The sequence below is a fragment of the Bacillus sp. S/N-304-OC-R1 genome (assembly GCF_019749375.1).
Classification (GTDB): domain Bacteria; phylum Bacillota; class Bacilli; order Bacillales; family Cytobacillaceae; genus Cytobacillus.
Window position 1 is genome coordinate 1 of the sequence record NZ_JACWFE010000028.1, and the last position, 18,176, is coordinate 18,176.

Here is an 18,176-nt window from a genome sequence, read left to right on the forward strand (position 1 = left end):
GAAATGTAATCACTGTAGATACGGTCCAGGTACCAGCATCAAACGGAAATGATATTGGAGTATTTATTATCAATGATTCGCTTCATGTGGCCAGATATACACGTTACGGATCCCAATACATCTTACTTCACGAAAACGCAGCGCATGCCGTTGTATCAGCTTATCAAGTTGAGATTTTAGGAAAAGTAGTAAAAATTGAAAACGACCACAGTGCTGGGAACACTATGGCCATTGCTTAATCCGGAAATTCAATTATATCAATGTATTTATATTATTTCAAAAGGGGCGACTGGGAATCGCTCCTTTTCTTATATCTTATTTACGGATCAGTCAAATAAAGGTTTCATTTACCATAAGGTAATAGAATCCAAACTCCTGTTTGTAGAACCATGTAAAACTTGGTAGAATAATAGACATAGAAAAACCCCTACTGTTTGGCGACGGCGGGGTTTCTCAATCATCCATGGAAGGAGTATGCCTTCACATGTTATTTATGCATTTTTATACTTGCATTATAGCATATGAAAATACTCTCTTCCACTATGAAAGGGAGTTTTTTAATGCCAAAAACAACTTATCGTAATGTTAGAAAAGAAAAATACACGCCAATTTCAAACTCTTTGCTTTGGGATAAAGAAGCATCTTTACAATCTAAAGGACTTCTATCCATATTTCTATCAAACTCTAACGATTGGGAACTCAACATGAAAGAAATTACCAAGCGTTCGAAAAATGGCCGTGATGCACATTACAAAATAGTTAATGAATTAATTGAGCTGGGATATTTCGCCAGAGTCCAAGTAACAGAATCAGCTAATAATCATTTTGAAGAAATGATTTATATTTTCTCTGATATTAAACAAGAAGTTGCTGACGAAATTGAAAACGTAAAAAAGTGGGCGGCTTCTAACGGAAAAAGGTTAATTATTGAATATAAAATAAGCAAGGAAAAAAAGGCGGAAATTAACGAAGATGGGCCGTTTACTGAAAATCAGGAAGTGGAAAATCAGTATACGGCAAATCAGTACATTAATAATACTAAAGGTAATAAAACTAAATTAAATAAAACTAATATTAATAATCAATATATAGATTATATAGATGATGATAAGCGAACTTCCCCACCAGTGGGGAAAGATTCAACTATACATAACGACGAATATATTAATCTCATTATTAGTAATCTAAGAGAAGCTACTAAAAATGAATTGAGAGAAAGTAGTTTTAAAAATGTCGTTAGAAAAGTTATGGATAAATATAATCAAGGTAAAATTAAAAGTGATTTTAGAGCTTATTTAGTTTCATCAGTATCTAATAAAATTGAGGAACTAGAATTTCGTCGTATGAAAGATAAAGCAAATAAGGAACTGCGTGAGTCAAGAAAACAAGAAATAGCAAATAAACTTCAAAATCAAGAAATTAAACGTAATATTCCTTTTTATAACTGGCTTGAAGAGTAAATAGATATATAGGGGGTTTTTTATATGAATATCAGTAAACATAAAGAAATTTTAGCTTTACGTGAAGAATTAGATTTGCTTGAAAAAGAATATAAAAATAAACAGTCTGCTGTAGTTGATTTTCATACTAATAATTTACTAACTGCAGCAGTAAAGAAATTTATTGAATATGTAAAAGGAGAAGGATTTGAAATTAATGGTGATGAGAATGACGTATTAATAGCTAATTTAGATGGGATTATTATTAGATTGGTTAGAAAACCTCGTATTTTCACTGTTAATATGCCTAATAATGAACGATATTCAGTTTCAGTAGAGACAACTTTAGAATTTTCAATCAATAGAGTTCAACCTGGAATTAGTCAAGATCGAGAAATTGAACAGTTAAAGCAAAGTATTGCTAAGGTAAAAGACCAGTTTCTTTTAATTGATACTCAACAATTCAGATATACTTTGTCTACAGAAGAGTATCGATTTGGGAATATGAAAGCATTTAAACGATCATTTTTTACTTTTGATGATATTTTGAAAGAGATGTTTAGTTAGAAACTATATCAAAAGCTTTCAAAATAGCCTTTCTGATTAATTCGCAACAAAATATTGCTTATGTCTGGTATATGCACTATATATACTAGATAGTTTTTTTCCAGCTGCAGCAGAAACCCGATGTGAATATTATTCCTATTAGTGTAGGGTGTGCAGATTCTGCACACCCTACGGTCTAAGTTGAATTTAGGCGTTTAGACGATGTCGGTATTACCGACGCCCTTGTAGAAATTACACAATAACGGTCTAGCTTGAATCTAGGGGGCGTCTATTTGACGTCCTCTTTTTTCGTTAGATATTTAGCCAGCCACTGATTTCATCAATATTTCTGTTCAATTTATCAGCTATTTGTTTAAGTGTATATCCATCAGAGTACAATTCTTCAGCTATAGCCCTGTCCTTTTTCCGTTTTCTTTTTATTCGTTGATTATATGTGTTTTGGCATGTGCTGATCTTTACTCCAGGGAGAGGTGGACAGAATCTTCTTGATTCATGAATGACTTCAAATAAGGAATTGCAATTTTCACACCTTCTTAATTCGATGTTTCCTATTACAGCACAACTTAGTTGATAATATGCCACCTCTATTAAGTCATTAAAAGTTGTTCCAGGGTGTATTTGTCCATCAATAATAGCGTAAGTGGAATTCCCTTTATCCCAGTTATTCATGAGTTCTACGAGATAATGCCTTGCTTTAAATTCCGGTGGAGCATCCTCAATTTCATACCATCTCTTTACTACGTTTGGAATTTGTTTTATCTGAAAGGCTTCTTCTCTAAAAATTTCATAGTATCGTTTACTGAAGTCTGAGTAGTTTTTTAATCCTTCTTCATGTTCTAATTTTTTAATTATTTTAAAATCCATTAATGTATCTACTGAACCAGAAATTCCTTTATTCATTTCACTTTCAACATATTTTTTGAATTCTTCAGCATACTCATTAATTTTGGTTTTATTGTTGGTTTGTAAAGCTTCAAACACATTTAATGTTTTTTTGTATTCATACAGGGTGTTATAAAATCCAAAAAGGTCTAATTCATAGTGAAATACAGAATATATGTCTGTTGGAAACAAATCTAATCCGAATGGAAGGCCGAAATTTTCAATAAATTTAGTAAGGGATGGGATATCAAAATATTCTATCTTAGCAATCTCTGTATAAAGATTAGGCGATTCTTCAAGTGGGTCATAAGAGTAAATTTCTTCGCTTTTAAGCATCTTTTCTATATTGTTCTCATTGATTCGAACAAATTTAGGGATTCCTTCTTTGTAATAAACTAAATCGTCATCCTCTACTAGCATAGATTCCCCAGTTATTTTTTCATAAATCTCATCATCCCCTTCTTCAAAAGTTGTTTTTTCATGTGTTAAGACACCTTTCGATTCATATTCCTCATCTAAACAATAAATTTCATATTGCGGATATTTTAAGAACTGTGTCAGACATTTAGGTTTTAGAAACATATTCATAAAAAACACCTCGTTTAAAGTGTACCCTGTAAAAGTAATTATAAAATGGGTACACTTTTGTATTGGTTTAAGCTATCCTAACTATAACACCACCACTACCCTAAAAACAATAACTTTTGAAGGGTACAAAAAGGAGGGGCGTAAATGTTTAAACGAAACGAGGATATAAAAAATGCTCGAGGAGGTGTTCCTTATTGGGCGATAGCTGAAAAGATGAATATCAGCGAAAACACTCTTTACCGTTGGTTAAGATCAGAACTTTCAACTGAAAGAAAAGAAGATATTTTAGCTGCTATAAGGGATTGTCAAAAGGAGTTAGCAGAAGTTAATTAAGCAGGTGAGGTGATATGTCGGGATTTACAAAAGTTTACAACAGAATTCTAGAAGAGGTGTCCAGCAGAAAGTTTAATGCATCACAGCTATCGGTATTGATGATCGTCTGGAGAATGACATATGGATTTAACCGGGAAGATCACGAACTTGCTGTGAATTATTTTGTACAAGCTACGGGTTTTTCTAAAAGGAACATCCAGGACACAGTTAATTCGTTGATCGAGGGGAAGGTTTTGAAGGAAACGCAACAAGCATCTTTTAACCAAACAAGAAAAATTGCTTTCAACAAAAACACAGATGAATGGTTGTTCGAGAGTAGAACAACACTTCCACAGGTGAAGGATTGTTCACCTCATGAAGAAGAGTTCACTTCACCAGATGAACAAAAGTTCACCTCACCAGGTGAAGAATCGTTCACCCATAAAAGAAAGATTAAAGAAATATCTAAAGAAAAGGATGATCAGATGGACAAGCCAATCCCTGAAGCTCTTTACGAAAAGACATTTGGCTTCCCTACTGCGGTATTAATTAGTGATTTTAAATATTGGATTGAAGAAAGCCAATTTCAAGAGCCTGAAGCAATTATTTGCGAAGTAATTAAGAGAGCTACCTTAGAAAAACCGAAGTTTCCAGCAAAGTACATTCAGAAGAGTGTACAGCGTTTATTGGAATTAGGTCTTTTCACTTTAGAAGCTGTTAAGAATTACAATTCTAAATTTGATCAAAAGGTTAAAAAGAAGAAAAGTCCACAGGACATATCTCTGGAACGGCCTAGTCATTGGGTAGAACCAGAACCCTTAACAAAAGATGAGTTTTGTCGGATGAAAGAACTGGAAGAGGAATTACCTTACTAATAACACTAAATCGATTTATTTCTTGTCATTGCAACTTTTTTACAAGTTTTAATATATTTTGGCAACCAAAAGGAGAGTAGATTGTGAAAGAAATAAAGAGTTTTCTCTCATTGGATGATGTTTTTAAAGATGCTGCAAAAAAAATTGTTCCGTTGTTAGTAAATCGGGATGATTTTGAGGCGGAATTTCAATACGAGTTACCTTGTCCAGGTTGCGGAGATAAAACAGCTAGTGGTTTATTTTATCGCATAGTTGGCCAAAACGATTGGTTTCCAGCTGGCCAGACTATGAAATGTTCAATTTGTAGGGATACAGAGGCTTTTGTATTTTATCAAAATACTAGCTTAGAAGAACTTAAAACATCGATAGTATCAAGGCTTGTAAGAGAATATCTTTTTATTCCTGAACGCTTACAAGAGGCTGGATTTAAAAATTATGTAGAAACGAATGGAGTTACAGCTGGGGCAAAACATAGCGCTATTAGCTTTACTAGGGAATTCATTAATTCCGAAAACGAAGGCCACAATCTTTTGATTATGGGGAATCCAGGTACAGGAAAGACACACTTGTGTGCAGCCATTGCAAGAACCGTAAAAGAAAAAGGCTTTTCGGTTGGCTTTTTAACAACAGGAAAGGCACTTTCGATGATTAAGGCAACTTATCAAAAAGGAGCAGCCAAAACAGAGGCAGATATTCTGCAGGATCTAAAAAAGCTGGACCTTTTAATCCTGGATGATGTTGGTTCAGAAGCAATGGGTGGTAACGATGATTGGAGAAAAGGCATGATCTTTGAAATTGTAGAAAGCCGGTCTGGTAAACCGACTATCTACACAAGTAATTTAACGGATACAGACTTACCCGATGCCGTGGGAAAAAGAGTCTTTAGCCGTCTCTATGATAATACGAAATTTATTGATTTATTTACAGATGATTATAGAAAGAATCTCAAGATTGGTTAAGTGGCCTTATAGAAGTGGGGTTCCACCGTAACTTTTTGAAATTCATAACAAAACAAGTGTTAGGTAAAGGGAGGATAAAAATAGTGGAAAATGCTGTTGGAAAAATTGTTGAGAATAAAGAAATAATAAATCCAGATAGTCTAATTGTTACGGAAAAGTAAGGATAAAAGAGAATTCATTTCCCGTTCGTTATGCGGATAAAAGATATTATCCAGGCGAAGAACTCAATATTAATCCTGAACATTTTGATGAAAATCTATTTGAAAAAAGGGGGAATTAATTAAATGGTTGTAAGATCAAGAGATTTTTTGGGGAGAAAAGTAATTTGGGATGATGGCTTATTTGACATTACTCAATCACAGGAGTTTTACAAAGTTGTTATGGATGGTATTGAGTATATAAACAATGTAATAGCAGAGGAGCATAGAACGGAACACTTTAAGAATTTACAAGAGGTTGTTGAGCGAAATACAAAGTATTGGATGGAGCAGATGAATAAAACTAAAGTGGAAGCTCAACAACAAATTGATGCTCATAAACAGGAAATATCTAATATAAACAAAAAATACACCCGAGATTTAACCGCGGATGAAGTAGGTGTATTGAGTTATCAAGCTAATAAGTTGAAATCCAAAATTTCTTTATTATCATCACCCCATGAATTACCTGCTTTTTTGGATGAACTAATGGAGTCCTCCTATCAAGTAAAAAAGGCGTTTCTAGATAATGCTCCGGACATTTTGAAGACAGCGGATGAAAAAATAAGCATCGATGACATTAAATCTATTATGAAAAAATTTGAAAGATCTTTAATGAGTGACGCTGATGTGCAGGCAGTAGATGAAATCAATCTAAAAGTTAAAAATTTAGAATACGAAAAAAATAGCGGGATAGGTAAACGATTAGCGATTGAAAAAACTATTAATGATTTAAAAAGCAAGGTGAGTTGGGAACAAATAATGCAAAATGGGGACGGAAATTTCGGTGGCTAAAAGTATGAGAGAGATGAATAAAAACATCGAAGTAATAAACAAGCACTTGTGGGCTGTGAAGTTTAGTCTTATTCCGTATATACCCCAAATTGATTATGTGTCGGACTCAAATACTCCTGCATACCAAGAGCCGGGCCGTATCACGAATGACGGGGTAATGCTTCTTAATAAAGAGTATAAGGGCTATAAGTTATTTAGAGATCTGTACGAGAACACCATGAAAAAGACAAATAGACAATTAAAAAAGGAACTCTTTGTAGGGAATGCAATAAAAAACAAAACACCTTATCAAATTATGTGTTATTCCATGATTGAGGTTGAACTGGAAAGAAGAGAAAAGGTTAGAGGAAGGGGTGCGTAAATGGCCACGATAAGAACTGCGATTCAATTGCAAGATAACGTCTCCAGAGCGCTATCCCACATGAATTCAGCCATGCATGCAACAATAAATAGTTTTGAACATATGCAACAAGTATCAGGGAATGCGGTTGATACGGCAAGTATTCAAGCAGCAAGACGAGAGTTAGCTCGAGCAGAAAGTTCATTTAATCAAGTTGAACAAGAAATTATGCAATCTTCTGCAGCACAACAGCAATTCAATAACGATATTCGAAATGGTCAATCAGCTGCCGACGGTTTAGTTGGAAAAATTAAAGGTATAGTGGGAGCCTATCTTGGATTCCAAGGATTAAAAAAAGGTGCCGGCATTATAAGTGATTGGTTAGGATCTGCGGATGTAATCAACACAGCCGAAACGCAATTAGCTGCTGTAATGGCAAATATGGGGGCTGCCAAATCAGAATTTGAATCAATAAAAGCGATGGCTGCTCAAGTAGAGGGAAGATCAACTTATGGTGCTGAAGTTCTATTAGCGGGTGCAGGTGAACTCGCAACCTACTTGCAGTCAGGTAAGGCGATTGAAGCAATGATGGATACAATGGCTAACTATGCAGCTGGTATGGGTGGTATAAACGTTGATGACCGGCAAATGGTTGAATATGCAACGCAACTTGGAAAGGCGTTAGACGGGCAATTCGATGGTTTACGGAAAAAGGGGTTTATTGCTTCGGAGGCTCAAAAGAAAATTCTAGAAAATGGTACCGAAATGCAAAGGGTTGCTGTAATTAATGACATTATTGCTCAATCTTGGGACGGACTGGCTCAATCTATAGCAAATACACCTCAAGGTCAAATTGTTCAAATGGGGAACAATTTTGATGGGATAAAACAAAAAGTTGGTAATGGGTTATATCCGGCTGTAGTTAGTTTCTTTAACACCATAAACTCAAACATGCCAACAATAGAGGCCTTAATGTTCGCTTTTGCTTATGCAGCAACTGTAGTTATGGACGCATTAGGAGGCATAATAAACACCGCAAGTTGGTTAGCATCTGTATTTATTGATAATTGGTCATGGATAGAGCCAATTATTTGGGGAATTATAGCCGCGCTAGTTGTCTATAATTCCACGATGGGCATAGCCTGGTTAACAACTTTAAGAGATATTGCTGCTAAAGTATGGCGTACAGCTGTATCGTGGGCAGAAACAGCAGCTATTCTCGCTTTGATAGTAGCTCAAGAGGGATTAAATGCGGCTATGAGGGCGGCCCCAATTACTTGGATAATAATCGGTGTTATTGCGATTATTGCAATATTTTACGCAGCAGTAGCCGCGATAAATAAATTTGCAGGGACCTCTTATTCTGCAACCGGAATGATAGCAGGTTTTTTTTCAGTAATGGCAGCAATTATTGCGAATGTATTTTTCGGATTATTAGAAATAGTTTTTGGGGTCATAGAGTCAATTTATAACAGATGGATTGCCTTTGCTAATTTCTTCGGAAACGTATTTAATGACCCGATTGCCTCAATTATTCATTTGTTCGGTGATTTAGCAGACAACGTACTAGGAGTCATTGAGAAAATCGCAAGTGCACTGGATTTTGTATTTGGTTTAAATCTAGCTAGTACAGTGGCAGGATGGCGATCAACTCTTAGTTCATTGACAAACTGGGCCGCAGAAAAATACGGAAACGGCAAATATGAAGTGCTTTATGAAAATCTCGATATGAATAGTGTACTAGCTGATTTAGGTGTAAATTTAGAACGTTTTGAGTACAAGAGTGCGTGGGAAGCCGGCAAAACATGGGGAGCGGGTCTAGAAGATAAATTTAGTGGGGTACTCAAAATGGACGAGCTTTTAGGTAGTGCAGGTGCTTTTAACGAATTGAATCAAAGCGGTTCAGATACAGCTAAGAATACTGCCAAAATGGCTAAGTCGATGGAAGGATCAGAAGAGGACCTTAAATACCTTCGCGACCTAGCTGAACGTGATGTAATTAACCGGTTTACGACTGCCGAGGTAAAGGTGGATATGACTAATCATAACAATGTAAATTCAGAGTTGGATTTAGACGGTATCATTGACCGTTTCGGAGAAAAACTCGAGGAAACCTTAGATGCGATTGCTGAGGGGGCCTATCAATGAGCAGCATGAGTAAAATTGTAAATTTATTAAAAAAATCTTCAATCGACGCTTTAGAGACTAAAGACCCTATGAGAACACTCTTTGGCGAAGTTGTAAAGGAAGAGCCTCTTGAAGTTTTAGTTGAACAAAGATTGCTTTTAACTAAGGATTTTTTGATCCTAACTCGAAATGTACAGGACCACGAATTAGAAGTGATTATTAATCATAAAACAGAAAACGCAGGAGACCCCCAGCATTCTCATGAGATTACTGGCCAAAAAACAATTACTGTTTTGAATGGATTGAGAAAAGGGGATAGTGTACTCATGTTGAGTATGCAAGGTGGGCAACGTTTTGTAATACTAGACAAACTTAATAAATAGATTACAGAAGTTACGTTATGTAATGAGTTTACGGGCTATGTTCAATATAGCCCGTGAATTTTAAGGAGGAGCATATGATAAATAATCGTTTTTCCTTTAAATCTATCAAATTCATAAACAACCTAAAATTCGATATAGCTCTAAAACTGTTTAAAATGCTTATTTTGAGGTTTTAGCTATTTTTAATATAAAACTACTGATTTGTAGAAAACGACTCAAATTGGGCGATATTTAAAGCTATAAGGGTATCCTAAAGGAGGTTTACTAAATGACTCCTGAGCAAATAAGAAAATACGTTGAAGAATATCCCGACTTGTTGGGAAAGAAAGAGAAGCTACAAAAACGCTTAATTTCTTTAAGCGGCAGGGATCCAGATCAAGAGATTGTTTTCATGATGAGACTGCAAACGATAGAGCAAGCGATAGAATTAATAGATTCTGCAGCTTATGAGGAAAAAATGGTTGATTCCAGGGAAGCATGTATTTTAGTTCACCGTATAGAAGGCCGTTCCATTCAAGAGATTGCTGACTATTTTTCCTTAACTCATCAAGGTGTTAGAAAAATTATAGGATCTGCTTATAAAAAAATGGCTGAATCTTTTAATAAAGAAAAGATTGCATAAGTGGGGGTGCTTGCGTGTATCACATGAGCGAGTCGGAATTTATGCAATACGAACAGGCAGAAGAACGCTTGAAGTATTTACGCAAGCTCCATGCCAGTGAATTACAGGATGCTTATGACGGCATTCATCCTACGCGAACATGTTTTGATTCAGGAGCAGGTAAAGTGTACTGGGAAAGCATAAATCCCGTAGACTATGCGATATATTTGGTTGAATTAAGAGAAGAACATGATCGTTCGGAAAAATGGTGGAAATTGAGAGCAGAAGCTTTTAAAGATGCGTTCGCTAGTCTAACGGAGCAAGAACGCTTTTGTTTGCTTGAAAATAGATTTGGCCAGTGCAAAGAACGGACGAAATTGCGTGAACTCCTTTCCGAAATAATTGCTACTAGACCTGAATTACAACGGAAATCTATCCCTTTTGATGAGTTGGAGGATATTGAGGAAGTGGATCGTCGGATTGATAGGATGAGTGATGCGGAGTTAATGGATGGTTACTGGGACCTGGATCAACAAATAAGTGAAGAACAGTTAAGAGAACAGTGTATCAGGCTTCGTGAAACGCATGAAACGCCATATTTGGAGATTAGCAAATTATTAGGGATTGAAGTAGCAAGAGTAAAGAAATATATAAAGCAGCACCAAAGGGAGGTTTCCTGAAGGGTATTGCGAGATTTGCGAGGCCCTAAAAGAAGTATTTACCCATTTTACACACCTTAAAAAGAAGTTTTCTTCATTATCTGAGTCCCTAAAAAGAAGTAATCGGACAAATCGGACACCCTAAAAGGAGTTTTCGGCACTTTCGGCAGCCCTAAAAAAGGAACCTTTGGTCTGCACACATTTAGGAGCGTTTAGTAACGTTTCTAAAACAACTCAATTAAAAAAGGGTGCAACGAATGAAGGCAAATGAAGGCATAAAATCATTTTGATTTATTGCAACGGAGACCATTTACCGAACGGAACCATCGTTGCAACGATGTTAAGAAATGTTAAGGATCATGGAGGAGATTCAATGCACCCGAAAGGGAATCGAGAGCAAGCGTACAGAGATTATAGGAGCGGAATGAAGCATAAGGAGAACGCAATTAAACAGGGTGTTAGAGAGAATACAGTTAAATCCTGGTGCATGCGTTATAGGTGGGAAGAACGCAAAAAACTGAAATTAGTCAGCATCTTTTTATGAAAAGGATGCACAAAAAGGATGCATAAAAGGTTGCAACCATTGTAGTACTTTACGGAGTACAACAAAACGTTCCGTATCTATAAAGCTATGTATATCAATGGTTAATCAAGATATTTATGCAACGTTTGTATGCAACAAATGTTAAGATTTTTAATTTTTTTTCCGAAACGAACACGGTAAAAGGAGCGTTACTAAATGGAACGGGATCCTAAAACTGGGAGATTCCTTCCCGGTAACAAAATCGCTGCTGGGAATCGTGGAAATTGTAAGCCTAAATGGGGTAACAAGAACGCTTTGAAGCACGGTTTTTTTGCTACACACCAGTTAGCAAGATTTACACAAGATGGTGAATTAGAAATTTTCACAAGTAAAGGCATCGCTTATAGAATAGCCCCTGATTACTTTTTCGTAGATGAACAAGGAAAAATAAGGGTACACAATAAGGTATCTAGTATGCTTGAAAAGATGGGTGTGAGATTCGAAGTTGTGGAAGATGTTCCAGAAGACGTTTATAACACTGTGTACCGGAATGGTAGAAAAGTTAGACATCACACGTCCATTGGTGGGGCGTATCACTGGTAATTTTGATAAAGAGGTGTACTGAATGTATGATGATCTATCCCTTTATAAGAGATGCGCTAGCTGCCATAAAGAATTTTCCCCATTCGATGGGAAAACGATAATAAATAGTTCGGAATTTTATAGCTATGTCGTTTGCAATAGCTGTATACCGAAAGAAAGACCAAAAGAAGAACTTCCGCACCGTGATCTTAATAAATGTGCTGGCTGTGAGAAGGAATTTACCTCTGATTCACAAAAACACACTATTACAAAAGGTAATGACCAATTTAACCTTTGTTATAAATGCTGCAGGGGATAACGCGATATTATGTTATCACTCCTGTAAGTTTAGGAGTGATCTCTACAAAGCTGTGGGGGTGTCCTGAAAGTTTAGGAGACATAACCGTTCTTATGTAATGAGTTTAATTTTAGTGGTTCACAGTAATGTGGAGAATATTAAAGAAAAACAGAGAAATTCGCACTAATAAATGTGAAATTTAAGGAGAGACAAAGAAAAACGGTGTAAATTAACGAAAAACCCCTTTTGTGTCCCAAAACCCCCCGTTTTTGGGACAGTTTTCGCGTTGTGGCATACTGCACCACATGATAAAATATGGACACGGAGTTGAAGATTCGGACTTCAACTTAAAGAGTTTAAGAAGGTCATCATTCGGAGATGGCTTTAAGAGTTTTCAGGACACTGGATGTTCGGAATCCAGTGTAAGAGTTTATTAAAGCGTCAGCGTTGAAGCTGGCGCTTTTAGTCTTTTTAGGGGGGAAAAATGAAAAGAGTAATGATATTTATTGACGGCAACAACTTCGAGAGTGCTGTTAATAATTTAATGAGAACAGAAACAAGGGTTGATTATTCAAAACTAGCCAATCTTGTTACACAAAAAAGAGATGGAAGGCTAGTTAGATTTTATTACTATACAGCTGCAGGTGCACATGATAAACCAAAAGCTGAAGCTACAAAAAAATTCGTGCATTTCTTAAACACACGTATTCCTAATTGCACTGCAAAACTTGGATTTATTAAAGTATTGGGTAAGGATGCAGAAGGAAAACCAATTACAACAGAAAAAGAAACGGATGTTAATATAGCCGTAGATATGGTTAAACTCGCTTATACAAATGCTTATGATGAGGCAATCATATTGAGTGCTGATTCTGATTATCGTTCAGCTATTGATGCTGTTAGAAACTTCGGTAAAAATGTAACTGTCTGCTCAGTTGATCAGCAAAGTGCTGGGTTTTTGAAAGATTTATGTGACGATAATATGAAATTAACAGCTGAAGATATAACTTCAATTAAAAGATAAAAGGGCTACTGAGGTCCGAGCCCTCAAGTAGCCTTTCTTCTCTTGCTGTATAGTCCGAATCTATACAGCCTACTATAATTAGTATGGACAAGCCAAGCCCTCTTATGCAAAAAGTTCTTCGACATCTTTTGAAACACATTAAGACATAACAGTAGTTTTGTCGCAAGTTAGAAAAAGGGCGTTGCAATAATGCAACTCCTTTTTTTCTTTACCCTAAAAAATTGATATGAAACAGCTTTTAAAAGAGTCGAATCGTTAGACTAATTTATGCTCTATATCCCCCCCATTTTAACTCCCATTTTTTTATGATAAATAAGGCTGTAGGAAGGTATATAGTTGCAGTCAGAAAAAACATAATTAAAAATGCTTAAAAGGTTGTTAAAACCTTATTAAATCAATGTTTATTTGATAAAAAAATACTATTTCATGTACTATTTCACTATACTACGCTTAGTACATGAAATAGTACTCAAAATAGTATGCCGTAATAGTATAAATGCTTGTTGTTGTAATACAGATTCATAAATAAGCAAAACAGTTTAAAGTCACTCCTCTTTACATATCCCAAAAATCACTCATTTTAGCTCCTGGATCAACCTTTCGTATGGCCTTTAATAACTTTTTCATAACGTCTTGCCTTGGAATATAGTCCTTTTCATTACATGCCTTCGTTACAGTATTCTTGCTTACCTTGGCCACCTTCGCCAATTCCTGCTGCTCAAGTCCGTTACGATCCATCCACTTTCCTAATTTGCTACGCGGCTTTCCTATCCCCCACATGCTTTGACCCCCTACAAATAGTGCTTGTATCAGCAGTCTTGACCATAAATCCCAAAAATATACGATTTAATTTAAAAAAGTTGGGAATATTGGACAAGCATTACTCAATATCCTTAATCAGGGACGTCAAAAGGCGTCATTCTAAGGGGGGAATTCATTGTGAAGAGTAAAAGGCGCGAAGAGGAAGAACTCGAGCAAGAACGGTACGAGAACGACCTTAAACGGGGTGCTGATTTAGAGTGGGTGATGGCTGCGTTACTAATTGTTGTAATAACAGGTTTTTTAACAATATGAGGGAGGGACGTCATGTATAGACCTACTGTCCGTTATGATGAATCATTTCGGAGTTATGTAAATGCTATTTTTCATGCAACTCATTTGGATCGTAATCAAATCATTAGGGCAGCGCTTTTTGCTGCAGCATATTCAAAAGAATTTCGTGAGCTTCTAGATCCATTTAAGAAGAAAAACGCCCCCTTTCCCTTTCCGGAATGGACGTTAAATGATAACCGGTATTGGATGGAGCAAAGCATTAAAGAGAACGAAAGGGGGAAGGACGTCAATGTTAACGATAGAAGAACAGAAAAAACTTCAGAAGCTCCTTACGATGATTCCAGAAGAGGTTCCGAACCAGACTCCGAACGTTTCGAACAGGTTACGGGACGAGAAAGGAAGGTTCCTACCGAACGAATTAGAATTGCAAACCAAGGGGGTATTACCTTCACGTTCAATTAGGCTGGTTAAAGTAAAAGGAACTTACGGAACATATTTGGTAAAAGATTGGGAATCCGTTGGGAGAGCGGTAGCTGCCATATGTATAGTTGGAATTATAGGAGTATTAACACTTATATTCTGATTTCGCCATTTATAGCGAAAACCTCCACTACCAGAAAAATAATTCGCGACATAAGGTAAATTATGTAGGGTAAAACATTAAAAAAGAAGTCCATTTCAAGGGAGTTTGGCAGCTGCATATTTAAAGCATCCAACTCCCTCAAGTAGGACTTCTCCGGACGGTAGTTTATAGGGTTTTGAAAAGCAGCTTAAACACTTGATATATAAACTTAAAACTATACGAACTCGATTCGTAGGGTTCTCATTCGTATAGTTAGACCACCTTGAAAGTATACGAATCGATGTTTACAAAGATTAATTAAATTGATATTGGAATATGACTTTTAGTCATGATATACTTTTAACAATGATAAACAATGTTAAACAACTTTTAACTAATTTCTTTAGTAAAAGTAAGACATAATAAAAAGACCGCGGTACGGGAATACCACGGTCGAGCTATGCTTCTAGGTAAGCGACCTGTTAAAGTAAGATTTCAGAAAAATAATCCACTCTTGTTTTCGCGGACGAGGTGGATTATTTTTTTGTTGCTACGATGATTTGCACGACTAATCCGATAAATAATATTACGAATGTTGCTGTCGGTAAATCCATGATCTCACCTCCAATCTGGAGGATTGACCGTTACCCCGTCACATAGCTCTTATGCTATATTGTAGCTATTAATCTTCATTTAGAAAAGGATTTTCGACAGAAGATTTTCGACACCACTACATAGTGTGTTTCATCCATTTTTTTAATCTTTTGTCAACCATTTTAACAGCCCTTTTCGGGGCTTTTTTTGTTGCTCTTCCTGTGTTGCTGCTATTAATTTTTTAGTTTCCTGTGCTTCTCTTATTGATTCCATTAGCAATTGATCACGCTTATCTAATCGTTCCTCTATGTACTTTTGCTGTCCATCTAAACGCTTTAAAAGCTGTTGATTGAACTCTTCTTGCTGTTCTATGTGGTTTAGCAATCTGTTGATTATTTCATTTGAATCACGTAATGCAGGAACAGTGTTCTCGTTGTTCTCCTTCGAGGACGCATCTTCTCTATGGCTTGATGCTACAATAATCGCAGCGTTCTCGATGCTGAAATTTTGTACCTGAACAAGATTCCTGAATTGCCTAAGTACCACTAGATCCTTTTCGAAAAATACCCTTCTGTTATTATCCGTTCTGGAGAATTGATATTCTTGAGCTTCTAATGCCAGGCACCATTTCCGCAAAGTGCTGTCACCTATGCCTAAAGATATATGTACATCTTTAGGGCTCACCGGCTTTTCTGTTCCGTCCATCCGTTTCCCCTCCGTTCTCTTTGTCCCAATTGTATAAAAGTTGTTGGTGAATGAATAGGGGAGAATGCTAGTTCGTTGTATTATGTAAACTAGAATCAAAAATCTCACTCCTAAACTTTCAGTAATGGCTTTAAATTAACGCTTTTAAAAAATTCATTACATAATATTAGTTTTGTATTGCATTTTAGAAGTAAATAAATTACTATAGGAGTAATAAATGGTATGTAGGAGGCGGCTGCTCTATGAAGAATGCTGATTACCTAGAAGCTTTTAAAGATTATTTAATCGAAGAAGAAAAAAGCATAGGCACCATAGAGGGTTACACATCTGATGTTAAAGACTTTTTATTATTTGTAGGCAAAGATATTAATGACATTAATAGAACGGATTTAAATGCTTACAAGGAGCACCTGCGGCAGCGAAAATTAAAAACCCTTACTATTAATCGTAAATTAGTAGGAGTAAAACAGATCATTGATTTTGTGAATGAACGGTTTGGCCTCTCAATATCGGCTCGAGTAAGACAGGAAAAGGTTCAAAAGCAATATTCCCTTAAAGATGAAGAATTACTTACAGAGAACGATTACGAACGCTTAATTAAGGCTGCTGTCATTAATGCTGACGTCAGAGCAAAGGCTTTGTTTGAAACGATGTACTATTCAGGTATGCGGATCAGTGAGGCTCTTCAACTACGTATTGACCATGTAATAAATAATCAAAAAATCATTGAGGATATAAAGGGGAAAGGTAGCAAATATCGGACTATTTATGTCAGTGAAAAGTTATTAGAATCATTAAAAGAATACTTGGAAGTAAGAACGCAGCCGTTCTCCAGTACAACAAAGGTTTTATTTGTTGGAGAACGTGGTCCAATAACAAGACAAACAGCTCATACGCTTATAAAAAAGTATGCAGCAGCTGCTGGTATTCCGGAAACAAAAGCACATGTACATAATTTGCGCCATCTGTTTGGGCTAAGACTTGCCAGTAAAGGGGTCCCAATCCAAGATATTGCTAAATTCATGGGCCACACGAGCATTGAGGTTACTAAGATTTACTTAGAAAAGCCACAATCACACTATGCGAATTTGATTGACCAATTATAGAAAAAAAGAGGGTGTATGTTTAACTTACACCCTCTTTTTATTTCTCGTATGTAAATAGATCTCCTGGTTGACATTCAAATGCTTCACATAATGCCACTATATGTTCAATCTCAATTCTTTTTACTGTTTCATGATAAAGAGCTGAGATAGTCGCCGGTCTAATTCCTGTTTTTTCTGAAAGGTCTTTTTGGGTCCATTTTTTCTTTCCTAACAATTCTGACACATGTATTCTCAACTTCATTCTACTGATTCCCCCAAAATTTACTAATATAGTATATTATAACTCCTACAGGAATAAAATTCTACAAATCTATTGACAAATTACTACAGGAGTAATAATATAGTTACTAGAAGTAACAAAATATTACAAAGGAGGAAAGAAAGACGTCGAATTGAAACTCATAACAAAACAATGATTATGTAGGGAGAGGAGTTTATGGATTATAGAGAAATGACAGAAAGCCAGCTAAGGGATGAAATAGAACGGACCTCAATAAAATTTGATATTTTATCGGTTTGCCTTAGTTTAAAAGATGATCTCTATACAAAAGAAGATACAGCTGAAGAACTGTTTGAGCTCTTAAAAAAACACGATCTATAAGGGAGAGATTCAGAAGTGCACATTTATTTGTTGGAAAATTTTAATGGAAGCGATTTATCAGAAGTTCCTAATGTTGTAAAAAACATTGAAGAGACAATACACAGGGTCCTCAATGCAAAGCCAGGACAACTACAAGAAGTTTATGATACCTATTATGGTCATGAACCATCAAGAAAAGCGTTCCGAGAATATAGGAATGCAGATTATACCGTCAAAATTGAAGATGAATCTGACATTGAGCAATTGTATTTAAAGGGAATTGTTGATGGATTAAGAGTTCATCAGACGCTTTTAAACTTTCTTCAAAAAACTTATCCAGAATTTAAAAAGGGGAGAAAAACTAATGAATAATTTAATAGCTTTTGAGGTTGAAGGAAATGCAATGGAGCCAGCTATCGCTGCAG

The 18,176-nt window shown here is 35.9% G+C and carries 25 protein-coding genes; 21 read left to right on the plus strand and 4 right to left on the minus strand.

Annotation, left to right across the window (positions count from 1 at the left end; translation table 11 throughout):
* From H0173_RS21650 to H0173_RS21660, 3 genes are all read left to right on the plus strand, one after another.
* A partial coding sequence (locus tag H0173_RS21650; protein WP_221848870.1) for a S24/S26 family peptidase occupies positions 1 to 239 on the plus strand: 239 nt, incomplete at its 5' end.
* A gap of 321 nt (positions 240 to 560) precedes the next feature.
* Positions 561 to 1,460, plus strand: coding sequence for a hypothetical protein (locus tag H0173_RS21655; RefSeq protein ID WP_221848871.1), 900 nt, complete (start codon positions 561 to 563; stop codon positions 1,458 to 1,460).
* A 24-nt stretch (positions 1,461 to 1,484) separates the two neighbouring features.
* Positions 1,485 to 2,006: a hypothetical protein gene (locus H0173_RS21660; RefSeq protein WP_221848872.1), complete on the plus strand. Its 522-nt coding sequence runs from the start codon at positions 1,485 to 1,487 to the stop codon at positions 2,004 to 2,006.
* A gap of 291 nt (positions 2,007 to 2,297) precedes the next feature.
* Here H0173_RS21660 and H0173_RS21665 read toward each other — a convergent pair whose 3' ends face one another.
* Positions 2,298 to 3,476 carry a hypothetical protein gene (locus tag H0173_RS21665; RefSeq protein ID WP_221848873.1) on the minus strand — a complete coding sequence of 393 codons (1,179 nt, stop codon included), beginning with the start codon at positions 3,474 to 3,476 and terminating at the stop codon, positions 2,298 to 2,300.
* Between the two features lie 144 nt (positions 3,477 to 3,620).
* On the opposite strand from H0173_RS21665, the gene H0173_RS21670 reads away from it, so the two are divergent.
* From H0173_RS21670 to H0173_RS21730, 13 genes are all read left to right on the plus strand, one after another.
* Positions 3,621 to 3,809 (plus strand): helix-turn-helix domain-containing protein, encoded by a 189-nt coding sequence (locus H0173_RS21670; protein WP_221848874.1) that lies wholly within the window; start codon positions 3,621 to 3,623, stop codon positions 3,807 to 3,809.
* Positions 3,810 to 3,823: 14 nt separating this feature from the next.
* On the plus strand, positions 3,824 to 4,663 hold the full coding sequence (locus H0173_RS21675) for a replication protein (protein WP_221848875.1): 840 nt from the start codon (positions 3,824 to 3,826) through the stop codon (positions 4,661 to 4,663).
* A gap of 83 nt (positions 4,664 to 4,746) precedes the next feature.
* Positions 4,747 to 5,622, plus strand: a complete 876-nt coding sequence (locus H0173_RS21680) for an ATP-binding protein (RefSeq protein ID WP_221848876.1) — start codon at positions 4,747 to 4,749, stop codon at positions 5,620 to 5,622.
* Positions 5,623 to 5,906: 284 nt separating this feature from the next.
* Positions 5,907 to 6,614, plus strand: a complete 708-nt coding sequence (locus H0173_RS21685) for a hypothetical protein (RefSeq protein ID WP_221848877.1) — start codon at positions 5,907 to 5,909, stop codon at positions 6,612 to 6,614.
* Between the two features lie 4 nt (positions 6,615 to 6,618).
* Positions 6,619 to 6,975 carry a hypothetical protein gene (locus H0173_RS21690; RefSeq protein ID WP_221848878.1) on the plus strand — a complete coding sequence of 119 codons (357 nt, stop codon included), beginning with the start codon at positions 6,619 to 6,621 and terminating at the stop codon, positions 6,973 to 6,975.
* Positions 6,976 to 9,102 carry a phage tail family protein gene (locus H0173_RS21695; RefSeq protein ID WP_221848879.1) on the plus strand — a complete coding sequence of 709 codons (2,127 nt, stop codon included), beginning with the start codon at positions 6,976 to 6,978 and terminating at the stop codon, positions 9,100 to 9,102.
* Positions 9,099 to 9,464 carry a DUF2577 domain-containing protein gene (locus H0173_RS21700; RefSeq protein ID WP_221848880.1) on the plus strand — a complete coding sequence of 122 codons (366 nt, stop codon included), beginning with the start codon at positions 9,099 to 9,101 and terminating at the stop codon, positions 9,462 to 9,464. Before H0173_RS21695 ends, H0173_RS21700 begins: the two co-directional genes overlap by 4 nt.
* A 268-nt stretch (positions 9,465 to 9,732) precedes the next feature.
* Positions 9,733 to 10,086 carry a hypothetical protein gene (locus H0173_RS21705; RefSeq protein ID WP_221848881.1) on the plus strand — a complete coding sequence of 118 codons (354 nt, stop codon included), beginning with the start codon at positions 9,733 to 9,735 and terminating at the stop codon, positions 10,084 to 10,086.
* Between the two features lie 14 nt (positions 10,087 to 10,100).
* Positions 10,101 to 10,745: a hypothetical protein gene (locus H0173_RS21710; protein WP_221848882.1), complete on the plus strand. Its 645-nt coding sequence runs from the start codon at positions 10,101 to 10,103 to the stop codon at positions 10,743 to 10,745.
* Between the two features lie 352 nt (positions 10,746 to 11,097).
* Positions 11,098 to 11,268 (plus strand): terminase gpP N-terminus-related DNA-binding protein, encoded by a 171-nt coding sequence (locus H0173_RS21715; RefSeq protein WP_221848883.1) that lies wholly within the window; start codon positions 11,098 to 11,100, stop codon positions 11,266 to 11,268.
* Positions 11,269 to 11,463: 195 nt separating this feature from the next.
* Positions 11,464 to 11,850, plus strand: a complete 387-nt coding sequence (locus H0173_RS21720; RefSeq protein WP_221848884.1) for a hypothetical protein — start codon at positions 11,464 to 11,466, stop codon at positions 11,848 to 11,850.
* A gap of 22 nt (positions 11,851 to 11,872) precedes the next feature.
* The gene (locus H0173_RS21725; RefSeq protein WP_221848885.1) at positions 11,873 to 12,148 is read left to right on the plus strand and encodes a hypothetical protein; all 276 of its coding nucleotides are present in this window, start codon (positions 11,873 to 11,875) and stop codon (positions 12,146 to 12,148) included.
* A gap of 463 nt (positions 12,149 to 12,611) precedes the next feature.
* Complete coding sequence (locus tag H0173_RS21730) at positions 12,612 to 13,151, plus strand: LabA-like NYN domain-containing protein (protein ID WP_260631310.1); 540 nt, start codon at positions 12,612 to 12,614, stop codon at positions 13,149 to 13,151.
* 555 nt (positions 13,152 to 13,706) lie between these two features.
* Here the strand turns inward: H0173_RS21730 and H0173_RS21735 are convergent.
* Positions 13,707 to 13,931 (minus strand): helix-turn-helix domain-containing protein, encoded by a 225-nt coding sequence (locus tag H0173_RS21735; protein WP_221848886.1) that lies wholly within the window; start codon positions 13,929 to 13,931, stop codon positions 13,707 to 13,709.
* A 159-nt stretch (positions 13,932 to 14,090) separates the two neighbouring features.
* Here H0173_RS21735 and H0173_RS22490 point away from each other — a divergent pair, with 159 nt between their 5' ends.
* Both H0173_RS22490 and H0173_RS21740 read left to right on the plus strand, forming a co-directional pair.
* Positions 14,091 to 14,225, plus strand: coding sequence for a hypothetical protein (locus H0173_RS22490; protein WP_260631311.1), 135 nt, complete (start codon positions 14,091 to 14,093; stop codon positions 14,223 to 14,225).
* 12 nt (positions 14,226 to 14,237) lie between these two features.
* Positions 14,238 to 14,666, plus strand: coding sequence for a hypothetical protein (locus H0173_RS21740; RefSeq protein ID WP_221848887.1), 429 nt, complete (start codon positions 14,238 to 14,240; stop codon positions 14,664 to 14,666).
* An 856-nt stretch (positions 14,667 to 15,522) separates the two neighbouring features.
* Here H0173_RS21740 and H0173_RS21745 read toward each other — a convergent pair.
* Positions 15,523 to 16,065, minus strand: coding sequence for a DUF3967 domain-containing protein (locus H0173_RS21745; RefSeq protein WP_221848888.1), 543 nt, complete (start codon positions 16,063 to 16,065; stop codon positions 15,523 to 15,525).
* 242 nt (positions 16,066 to 16,307) lie between these two features.
* On the opposite strand from H0173_RS21745, the gene H0173_RS21750 reads away from it, so the two are divergent.
* Complete coding sequence (locus tag H0173_RS21750) at positions 16,308 to 17,171, plus strand: tyrosine-type recombinase/integrase (RefSeq protein ID WP_221848889.1); 864 nt, start codon at positions 16,308 to 16,310, stop codon at positions 17,169 to 17,171.
* A gap of 37 nt (positions 17,172 to 17,208) precedes the next feature.
* Here the strand turns inward: H0173_RS21750 and H0173_RS21755 are convergent, their stop codons facing one another.
* On the minus strand, positions 17,209 to 17,412 hold the full coding sequence (locus tag H0173_RS21755; protein ID WP_221848890.1) for a helix-turn-helix domain-containing protein: 204 nt from the start codon (positions 17,410 to 17,412) through the stop codon (positions 17,209 to 17,211).
* A 195-nt stretch (positions 17,413 to 17,607) separates the two neighbouring features.
* On the opposite strand from H0173_RS21755, the gene H0173_RS21760 reads away from it, so the two are divergent.
* Together H0173_RS21760 and H0173_RS21765 are read left to right on the plus strand one after the other, a co-directional pair.
* Positions 17,608 to 17,772 carry a hypothetical protein gene (locus tag H0173_RS21760; protein WP_221848891.1) on the plus strand — a complete coding sequence of 55 codons (165 nt, stop codon included), beginning with the start codon at positions 17,608 to 17,610 and terminating at the stop codon, positions 17,770 to 17,772.
* A gap of 15 nt (positions 17,773 to 17,787) precedes the next feature.
* Positions 17,788 to 18,123, plus strand: a complete 336-nt coding sequence (locus H0173_RS21765; protein WP_221848892.1) for a hypothetical protein — start codon at positions 17,788 to 17,790, stop codon at positions 18,121 to 18,123.
* Positions 18,124 to 18,176: the final 53 nt, after the last annotated feature.

Coding starts and splice junctions, on each gene's coding strand:
- H0173_RS21655 (WP_221848871.1), top strand. CDS start 561: ATGCCAAAAACAACTTATCGTAATGTTAGAAAAGAAAAATACACGCCA.
- H0173_RS21660 (WP_221848872.1), top strand. CDS start 1,485: ATGAATATCAGTAAACATAAAGAAATTTTAGCTTTACGTGAAGAATTA.
- H0173_RS21665 (WP_221848873.1), bottom strand. CDS start 3,476: ATGAATATGTTTCTAAAACCTAAATGTCTGACACAGTTCTTAAAATAT.
- H0173_RS21670 (WP_221848874.1), top strand. CDS start 3,621: ATGTTTAAACGAAACGAGGATATAAAAAATGCTCGAGGAGGTGTTCCT.
- H0173_RS21675 (WP_221848875.1), top strand. CDS start 3,824: ATGTCGGGATTTACAAAAGTTTACAACAGAATTCTAGAAGAGGTGTCC.
- H0173_RS21685 (WP_221848877.1), top strand. CDS start 5,907: ATGGTTGTAAGATCAAGAGATTTTTTGGGGAGAAAAGTAATTTGGGAT.
- H0173_RS21690 (WP_221848878.1), top strand. CDS start 6,619: ATGAGAGAGATGAATAAAAACATCGAAGTAATAAACAAGCACTTGTGG.
- H0173_RS21695 (WP_221848879.1), top strand. CDS start 6,976: ATGGCCACGATAAGAACTGCGATTCAATTGCAAGATAACGTCTCCAGA.
- H0173_RS21700 (WP_221848880.1), top strand. CDS start 9,099: ATGAGCAGCATGAGTAAAATTGTAAATTTATTAAAAAAATCTTCAATC.
- H0173_RS21705 (WP_221848881.1), top strand. CDS start 9,733: ATGACTCCTGAGCAAATAAGAAAATACGTTGAAGAATATCCCGACTTG.
- H0173_RS21715 (WP_221848883.1), top strand. CDS start 11,098: ATGCACCCGAAAGGGAATCGAGAGCAAGCGTACAGAGATTATAGGAGC.
- H0173_RS21720 (WP_221848884.1), top strand. CDS start 11,464: ATGGAACGGGATCCTAAAACTGGGAGATTCCTTCCCGGTAACAAAATC.
- H0173_RS21725 (WP_221848885.1), top strand. CDS start 11,873: ATGTATGATGATCTATCCCTTTATAAGAGATGCGCTAGCTGCCATAAA.
- H0173_RS21730 (WP_260631310.1), top strand. CDS start 12,612: ATGAAAAGAGTAATGATATTTATTGACGGCAACAACTTCGAGAGTGCT.
- H0173_RS21735 (WP_221848886.1), bottom strand. CDS start 13,931: ATGTGGGGGATAGGAAAGCCGCGTAGCAAATTAGGAAAGTGGATGGAT.
- H0173_RS21740 (WP_221848887.1), top strand. CDS start 14,238: ATGTATAGACCTACTGTCCGTTATGATGAATCATTTCGGAGTTATGTA.
- H0173_RS21745 (WP_221848888.1), bottom strand. CDS start 16,065: ATGGACGGAACAGAAAAGCCGGTGAGCCCTAAAGATGTACATATATCT.
- H0173_RS21750 (WP_221848889.1), top strand. CDS start 16,308: ATGAAGAATGCTGATTACCTAGAAGCTTTTAAAGATTATTTAATCGAA.
- H0173_RS21755 (WP_221848890.1), bottom strand. CDS start 17,412: ATGAAGTTGAGAATACATGTGTCAGAATTGTTAGGAAAGAAAAAATGG.
- H0173_RS21760 (WP_221848891.1), top strand. CDS start 17,608: ATGGATTATAGAGAAATGACAGAAAGCCAGCTAAGGGATGAAATAGAA.